Raw genomic sequence first — 8,547 nt, 5'->3', positions numbered from 1 at the left:
TTATATTTCATACTTTTTCACAATTTACTACTTGACTTTAATATAGTTGTCTTTCTAATATTTCATGAACTGTTTGATATTTATTAAAGGCTATAAGTGCAAAATTATAGATGATAATTACAAAAATAAATGTTCTACCTATATTATCAAAATAAAATACCTTATCATTATATATTATAACAATTAAACTAAAATAAACTGATAAGAAAAGGCTAACTATTTTAAAATATTTATATTTCTTAATTGGTTGTTTATAAGAGTATTTGGTAAAATAGAGAATGAATATAAACATTATATATCTCTTAATTAATTTGATAAATAGATTATATGCGAAATATTTATTTGTTTTATATACATATAGTGTAGCATCAAACATCCACTCAAAAAACAAAGTAATGACTACATCAATAATTATTTTTAAAGATAGAAATATGATAAGAAATTTAACAAGGTCTGTTAGTGTATATTTATATTTATGAATTGAAATAAATAATGATAATAATAAAATTAAAAAACTAACTAATTTATTGTTTACTATAAAACAATTAAGAACGAATAAACAGCTGAATTCAATAAAATAGTATATATAAAAATTTGACTCCTTTTTGCATATTAATGTGTTTTTGAGATAATATTCTACTAGAAATAAGTCTGTAAAAGTAATAATAATATTTAGGAATATATTGATTATGTAATTCATATTCTATTCCTCATTATCTATATAATCAAAATACTTTTCTTTAAAATCTTTACGTTTCTTTTTAGTAATATGTAAAATCTCTTTATTAGACATAGTTATATCTTCGTTTGTAAAAGTATAAACATGTTTGAAATTAATAATTATACTTCTATTCAATTGATAGAAATGTGAATCTAATAGTTCTTGTTTTGTATCCGCTATACTTTTACATGTACCAAAATATGTTTCCTTTGTTGTATAGAGTTTATAATTTCCATAACTTGTTTCTAAGAAAATAATATTATTAGCTTTAACAAGTTTGTTTCCAATAGTTGTTGTGAATACAAAACTTTTATTTAATCTCTTATATTTTGTAATAGCCCTTTTTAACTCTAAATTAAAAAGTTCTTCTTCAACAGGTTTCTTTAAGAATTGAAATGCTTCAACTCGATAAGATTCATGTATATATTCATCATAAGAACTTACAAATATAACAATACAATTAGATTTAATTCTCTTTATTTCTTTTGCAACATCTACACCACATTTATCATTCATTTTAATATCTAAATACACAAGATCATAATCGAACATTTTGAAATGATTTAATAATTGACATGGATCAGTATATCCATCAAATTTATTGGGTAAAACATCTTCTACACCATATGCCTGAATCCTTTCTATAATATTATCAACGAAATATTTTTCATCATCACAAACTGCAATCCTCATAAATAATTCCTCCCCTTGACGTTCTATTTCGTACAACACAAAAATTGCGCTGTATACCTATTGTATACCAATTTTTGGTAATTGTGTGTGTAAAATGTACACGAACTCATGTAATTATGTACATTTCCTACAGATTTCAGCATTTTTTTGTTAAATTTGTCATCGGAAAGGAGGAATGAAGATGAAATTAAAGAAAAAAATAGCTATTTTAAGTATGAGTAGTTTACTTTTAGCAGGAGCCATTACAAGTGTATCAGCATATGTATATGTATCTGGAACTAAATATCAAACAGTAACTCATAAAGATATACCAGCTTATGGAAGAGCACATACTGATACTTATTATGGAAGCAAGAAAGCAACAACTGAGCAATTTGCAACAGTTATGAAAACATTTGGTGAAGCTGCTTTAGGTAATTATGGTGGTTTGATTAATAGTGCAGAAGATTGTAAATCTGAAATTATTGGATTAAAAATGAATACTCCTAGTGTGGCTTCAGAATTAGGATGTACGAAAGGAAGCATATATTTTACAGTAGTTCAGTCTAGCTCAGTGGAACCAAGTAATAAATGTGATGTAACTATGAAATTTAGTGCTGACAATTTAAAACCTAAATAAAAAAGCAAGTCCCTATCCTTGGGACTTGTTTTCACTATGTTTTGTAATAATAACTTCTTTAATACGTCTGTTTTGTATTTTGGTAATTTGAAATGTTAAATTGTCTGCTTTGATAGTCTTTGTTGTTCCATCTTTTGGAATAGATCTTAAATGACTATAGATATAACCACCAATCGTATCATAATCTTCATCAACAGGAATTTCAGTATCTAATTCTTTAGATAAGTCTTCAATATTAACATTTCCACTCACTTTCCATTGATGATCATTAATTGCTTGGATGGAAGGTTGTTCATAAGCATCATGTTCATCATAGATGTTACCAACAATTTCTTCTACAAGATCTTCTAATGTAATAATACCACTCATTTCACCAAACTCATCAATTGCAATAGCAAAATGGATATTCTTTGTTTGCATATCTTCAAATAAGTCATCAGCAGTCATAGAATCAGGTATGAAATAAGCAGGGGTTAAGATATCTTTAAAACTCTTTTCTTTAGTTTGTAAATTCAGTAAGTAATCTCTAACATGAAGAATTCCAATAATATTTTCATCATCATGATCATAAACTGGATATCTTGAAATACCCGTTTTTTTAATAATGTTAATAATCTCATCATCACTTGCATCCAAAGCAATAGAGACGACATCAACAGAATGTGTCATAATCTCACGGATACAAGTATCATCAAAGTCAAAGATGTTTTGTAACCATTCACTTTCATCTTCATCTAAAACACCACGTTTTTCTCCAAGTTCAATCATCATTAGTATTTCTTCTTCAGTAATTGTATCTTCTTCAGCTTCTGTTTTTAAATGTAATATTCTTAATATAGCATTTGTAGACATTGATAAGAATTTAACAACTGGTTTGACAACTTTTGCAACAGCCAAGACAACTCCACATGATAATTTAGAAACTTCATATGGTTTTTGCATCGCAATTCGCTTTGGAACTAACTCACCAAATATTAATGTAAAATAAGAAAGTATAAGTGTGATGACAATAACTGCTAATGTATCTAACGTTGTTAATGATAGTGCAGTAAATCCTATGTCATTATATATCCAATCAACTAAATAACCAGAAAAGTTATCAGCTGCAAAGGCACTTCCTAAGAAACCAGCCAATGTAATACCAATTTGAATTGTTGATAAGAATCCAGATGGTTCCTGAGTTAATTTTAAAAGACGTTTCGCAGTTTTTTCACCTTTTTCAGCTTTCTTTTCTAATTGTGTTGCATTTAATGATAAGACTGCGATTTCTGTTGCAGCAAAGAATGCATTGACTAAAATTAAAATTGCTTGTAATAACAATTGCGAGGGGATAGAGTCCATATAATCACTCTCCTTTGTATTGGACCTATATTGTGATACAAAAAAAGACCAGTATCACTCCGTGTAATAAAAGTCTCGTTATTTCATATATAAACCGGCTTTACAGCGTGGTGACGACTATATAACATCAAATGATGCTAACTACTCCCTTTTATGTTTCCTATTTTAACACATTCTACAAAACTGTCAACATATTGTGAATTTTAGATATGAATGTGCTACAATAGAAGAAAGGTTGGTGTAATATGAAATTAGAACTTATTGAATATGTGAAAGTCAATTTACCAGCAGGTTTTCTGCCTTATTCTATTTATAGTATCATCATTGAAGATAAAGAAGTAGGAAGAATCATTTTGCGTGAAGGTAGTGATCAGGAATGTTATTATGATGGACATATTGGCTATCATATAGATGAAGAATACAGAGGACATCATTATGCAGTTCAAGCATGTTTATTGTTAAAGGAAGTTATTGATAAGGATCATTTGTTAATCACATGTGATCCAACAAATATTGCTTCTATAAAGACTATTGAGGAATTAGGGTGTGAATATTTAGAGACAAAAATCATTCCTCAGCATTTAAAAAAGTTGTTTGCTAGTGATGAATGTGAGAAAATGATATACAGGTGGAATATAACTTCATGAAAACATGAAGTTCTTTTTAAGGAGGTTAGTTATGAAGTTTGTTCATATAGGTGATTTACATTTAGGTAAAGTTATTCATCAGTATTCTTTGTTAGATATTCAAAGAGAACTCTTATTTGAACTTTTAGAGTTTATGAATCAGGAAGATATTCATATATTGCTCATTGCTGGTGATGTTTATGATCGTTTTATTCCAAGTCAGGAGGCAGTTAATCTCCTTGATGATTTTTTGAGTTGTGCACTTTTGAAATATAATATAGAAGTTTTTATAATTAGTGGAAATCATGATAGTAATGATCGTATGCATTTTGCGAGTTCTATTTTATCAGCTCAAGGATTACATATTGAAACGTATTTAAAAGAAGAAATGCAGTATGTGGAAATTGATGATGTTAGGTTTTATCTCTTACCATTTGTAAAACCTTCACAGATTAAAGGTATGTATCAAGTAGAAGAGTTAAATAATTATCAAGACGCATTAAGCCTATATATGTCGCATCAGCATATTGACAAAAATTATAAAAATATAATGATGACTCATCAGTTTGTTGGGCATTCAAGTGTAACGAGTGAATCTGAAATTCCTTTAAGTGTTGGTGGTAGTGAAATTGTTGATGTATCTTTATTTCAAGACTTTGACTATGTCGCCTTAGGTCATTTACATGCACCTCAGAAAGTATCAAGGGAAACTGTGCGATACAGCGGATCTTTAATGCGATATTCTTTTGATGAAGTTCAACAAAAAAAATCAATTGTGATTGTAGATACTGATGATATGTCAGTCACTACATATGCATTACATCCGTCAGTGACATTAGAAAAATATAAAGCAACATTTGAACAGTTTATGGATCCTCATTATATTTATAAAAAAGATGATTTCTTAGCATTTGAATTAGAGGATCAAACACTTATACCCCATGCTATTGATCAATTAAGAGTATTGTATCCACGACTTTTACAAATTACTTATTCATATTTAATTAATCAGCAGACCCATCAACAAATCAAGAAGATTCAATCTATTGAACAGATGGATACACCAGCTTTGTTTACTCAATTTTATCAAGATATGAAAAATAGTGAATTATCATCACAACAACAAAAGATTGTCTTAGAATTACTTGAAAAGGTAGGTGAAGATCATGAGAATTATTAGTTTAACAATGAATGCTTTTATGACTTATAAATCTCAAACAACAATAGATTTTGAAGATATGATTGAAAATGGTCTTTATCTCATTAGTGGTCCTACAGGGGCTGGTAAGACAACTATTTTTGATGCTATGACATTTGCTTTATATGGGGTTGCAAGTGGAAGTCATCGCAATCAGTCTTATTTTAGAAGTGATTTTGCTGATGCTAAGGATGAAACATATGTAGAAATGGTCTTTGAACTTCATGGAAAGATTTATAAAGTGAAACGCTCTCCAACTTATACACGTCCCGGCTATAAGAGTGCTAAAATGGCAAATGCATATTTAAGTTATAACAATGAAATGATTGAAGGTGTTAAAGAAGTTAACCAGAAGATAAATCAATTATTAGGTGTTGATGTTCATCAATTCAAGCAAATTGTTATGATTGCCCAAGGAGAGTTTACAAAACTGATATATGCAAGTAGTGAAGAGCGAGAAAAAGTATTAAGACATATTTTTCATAGTGAATCATTGGTTGTTTTTGAGAATCTTTTAAAAGAAGAAACGAGAATATATAAAGAAAAGTATCTTCTATCTAGTCAGCAATTATTATCACGTTTCCAGCTTTTAAATTTCTCTAAAGAGTTTATGGAAAATCATACTGCTGGTTTTCATCCAAGTTATATTGAACATGCTATTGAACAAAATAAATTGCTTCATAATCAACTTCAAATTGCAAAATCACAGTATGAAGCATTACAAAAGCAATATGATCAATTATCGCAAACATATTATCGAAAGGAAAAACAGAATCAGGATATTCAGGAATATCATATGATTAAGGAACAATATCAAACCTTAATGACAAGACAAGAAGATATGAATATTTATCAAAAAGATATTGAGAAGATGAAGATTATTGAACAGCATCAGTCTTTTTTATATCAATATCAAAAAGTTAATGAAGATTTTGAAAATAATCAAAAAGAACTTCTCATTCTTCAACAAAAAGAAAAAGATTTCTCTCTAGAATTTAAGAAACTGGAAAAAGCGTATAAAGGATTAGATGAACTAAAATCTCAAAAAGATATATCACTAATTCAAATAGATAAAATGAAACAATCTATAGAAAAACAAAAAGAATATAAAGATATGCTTAAACAACAGCAGTCTCTGCAATTAAAGAATCTTTCATTACAGAGTGAATATCAGAAACATTTACAAAAACATCAAAAAATGTCAAAAAGAATGGAAAGAGACCAAGAAAATGTTAATCAGTTACCATCACTTCAATTAGAACTCCAGCAAAATGAACAAATGGTTAAAGACATCAATCAAAAACGGATCTCTATTCATGAATTAAGTGAGTTATTTGATCAGTTTACACAAAGTCAGGATAAACATTTTGAATTGTCTGATAAATATCAAAAGGCTGATAATATATATCAAAAGACTTTTGAAAAGTATCGTTACGAAGATGAAAACTTTAAACGCCAGCAAGCGGGTATCCTTGCTTCTACTCTTAAAGATGATGAACCTTGTCCTGTATGTGGTTCATGTCATCATCCTCATTTAGCCTCTCTCTCTCAAAGTGTCTTGTCATCTAATGAATTAGAAGAATTAAATCAGGAATTAGAAAAAAGAAGAGTTATAAAAGAGGAAGCTTACCAAGAAACACTTTCTCAAAATGAACATATTCAAGATATTAAAACAAGAATTAATGTTTTAAAAAAGCAATTAGGTATTGATGATGAATTATCAAAAGAAGTATTTATCCGTTTATTATCAGATATTATGCAAGTCACAAAACAACAGGAGAAAACATATCAGAAAAGACATCATGAAGTTGAATATTTAAGGAAAGTTAAAAAGTCTCTTGAACAAGACCAACTTGTCTTTTTAAAACAAGCACAGAATCTTGAAAAGGAATTAGCAGATATTCATGGATTAGAAAAATCATTAGCTGTTTGTCAAATCAAAATATCTGAATTAGAAAGTTCACATCAATTCTTATTAACCAATGAATTAGATGAAGAATTAGCTAGACAGACTAAAAATTTAAAGAGTCTAGATATGAAGATTCAAACAATAGATAATGATTATCATCAATGTCAACAAAAACTTGAAATCACTAAACATCAAAAAGATATTCTATGCAAACATAAAGATGAAGTGTTATTGTCTTTACAACAAATACAGATTCAATACGATCAGTTTGTATCTCAATATTTTGAAACAAGCGAGCAATTAAAAAATTATGAAAACATGTTATCAACTTTGAATGAAAAAGAGAATGAATATCAAGAATATATAATTCAAAAAAGAACGCTTTCCAATCGTTTAAAAACATTAGAAGAAACGACAAGAAATTGTAAATTGGTTGATTTAAGTCAGGAAGAGGATAAACTTAAAGAGTGTGAACAACAACGAGAACAATCTTTAAAAGAGTACAATGTCTATCTTCATACTTATGAACAAAATGAAACATTAATCAATCATCTACAAAAAGATTATCAAAAAAATAAGAATGTTTTTGAAAAGTATACGATGTATCAAGATTTAGCAGATATCACATCTGGAAAAAATGGGCAACGTATGTCTTTTGAAAGATATGTCTTATCTTCTTATTTTGAACATATTTTAGAGTATGCCAATGTAGAACTTTTAAAAATGAGTCAGGGACGTTTCGCTCTGTATCGTAAACAAGATACAAAAGGTGCAAAGCAGCAGGGTTTAGATTTAAGCGTTCTAGATTATGAGACTGGTATGATGAGAGATATTCAATCTTTATCAGGTGGTGAATCTTTTAAGGCGGCTTTATCTCTTGCTTTAGGATTGTCAGCAATGATTCAAAGTTATGCTGGTGGCATAGAGTTAAATACACTTTTCATTGATGAAGGATTTGGAACGTTAGATAGCGAATCAATTGATCAGGCATTATCTGTGTTGTTAGATTTGAAAAATGACAATAAAGTGATTGGGATTATTTCACATGTTGATGAGCTGAAAGAAAGGATTCACACTCAAATCGTTGTTGAAAAGGGGAAGATGGGAAGTACTTTACATATTGAAAAAGATTAAGAATTGTTGTTAAAGGTTAAATTTGAAATGAGCGCTAGTGCGTAAATGTAAAACAAAGGCTTCACTTAGGTGAGTTCCTCAAAGAAAAATCAGGACTTGGTTTCCTGATTTTTTAATATCTGGTTATTCATCTTGCTTATGGCACATGGTTATTTGTTTGTTGATATTAAGGATATGCTTTGTCATAATAGGAACATAAAATTCTTCTGTGTCTTAACCTGTTACTCAATTGGATACATTTTTCTCTCAGTGCACTCTCAAGAGAAGTTTATTGTTCCATATAAAGTTAGGAAGTTTATGAGAAAA

The 8,547-nt window shown here is 28.8% G+C and carries 6 protein-coding genes; 4 read left to right on the top strand and 2 right to left on the bottom strand.

Annotated elements, in window-relative coordinates; translation table 11 throughout:
- Positions 1-703: 703 nt before the first annotated feature.
- Entirely contained in the window at positions 704-1,414 is a 711-nt protein-coding gene (locus AC5M21_RS12715; protein ID WP_346965646.1) for a LytR/AlgR family response regulator transcription factor, read from the bottom strand.
- 181 nt (positions 1,415-1,595) lie between these two features.
- Here AC5M21_RS12715 and AC5M21_RS12710 point away from each other — a divergent pair, with 181 nt between their 5' ends.
- The gene (locus AC5M21_RS12710; RefSeq protein WP_302280738.1) at positions 1,596-2,033 is read left to right on the top strand and encodes a hypothetical protein; all 438 of its coding nucleotides are present in this window, start codon (positions 1,596-1,598) and stop codon (positions 2,031-2,033) included.
- Positions 2,034-2,045: 12 nt separating this feature from the next.
- Here AC5M21_RS12710 and AC5M21_RS12705 read toward each other — a convergent pair whose 3' ends face one another.
- Positions 2,046-3,374, bottom strand: coding sequence for a hemolysin family protein (locus tag AC5M21_RS12705; RefSeq protein ID WP_302280737.1), 1,329 nt, complete (start codon positions 3,372-3,374; stop codon positions 2,046-2,048).
- 245 nt (positions 3,375-3,619) lie between these two features.
- Between AC5M21_RS12705 and AC5M21_RS12700 the strand changes: the two genes are divergently transcribed.
- Genes AC5M21_RS12700 through AC5M21_RS12690 form a run of 3 tightly spaced genes read left to right on the top strand, consistent with a single transcriptional unit; the run spans position 3,620 to position 8,241 of the window.
- On the top strand, positions 3,620-4,021 hold the full coding sequence (locus AC5M21_RS12700; RefSeq protein WP_117599055.1) for a GNAT family N-acetyltransferase: 402 nt from the start codon (positions 3,620-3,622) through the stop codon (positions 4,019-4,021).
- A gap of 31 nt (positions 4,022-4,052) precedes the next feature.
- The gene (locus AC5M21_RS12695) at positions 4,053-5,180 is read left to right on the top strand and encodes an exonuclease SbcCD subunit D (RefSeq protein ID WP_117599054.1); all 1,128 of its coding nucleotides are present in this window, start codon (positions 4,053-4,055) and stop codon (positions 5,178-5,180) included.
- The gene (locus AC5M21_RS12690; RefSeq protein ID WP_117599053.1) at positions 5,167-8,241 is read left to right on the top strand and encodes an AAA family ATPase; all 3,075 of its coding nucleotides are present in this window, start codon (positions 5,167-5,169) and stop codon (positions 8,239-8,241) included. The genes AC5M21_RS12695 and AC5M21_RS12690 overlap by 14 nt, the downstream gene beginning before the upstream one ends.
- Positions 8,242-8,547: the final 306 nt, after the last annotated feature.

Source organism: Coprobacillus sp. (genome assembly GCF_984815275.1).
This window is presented reverse-complemented; position numbering and strand designations above follow the sequence as displayed.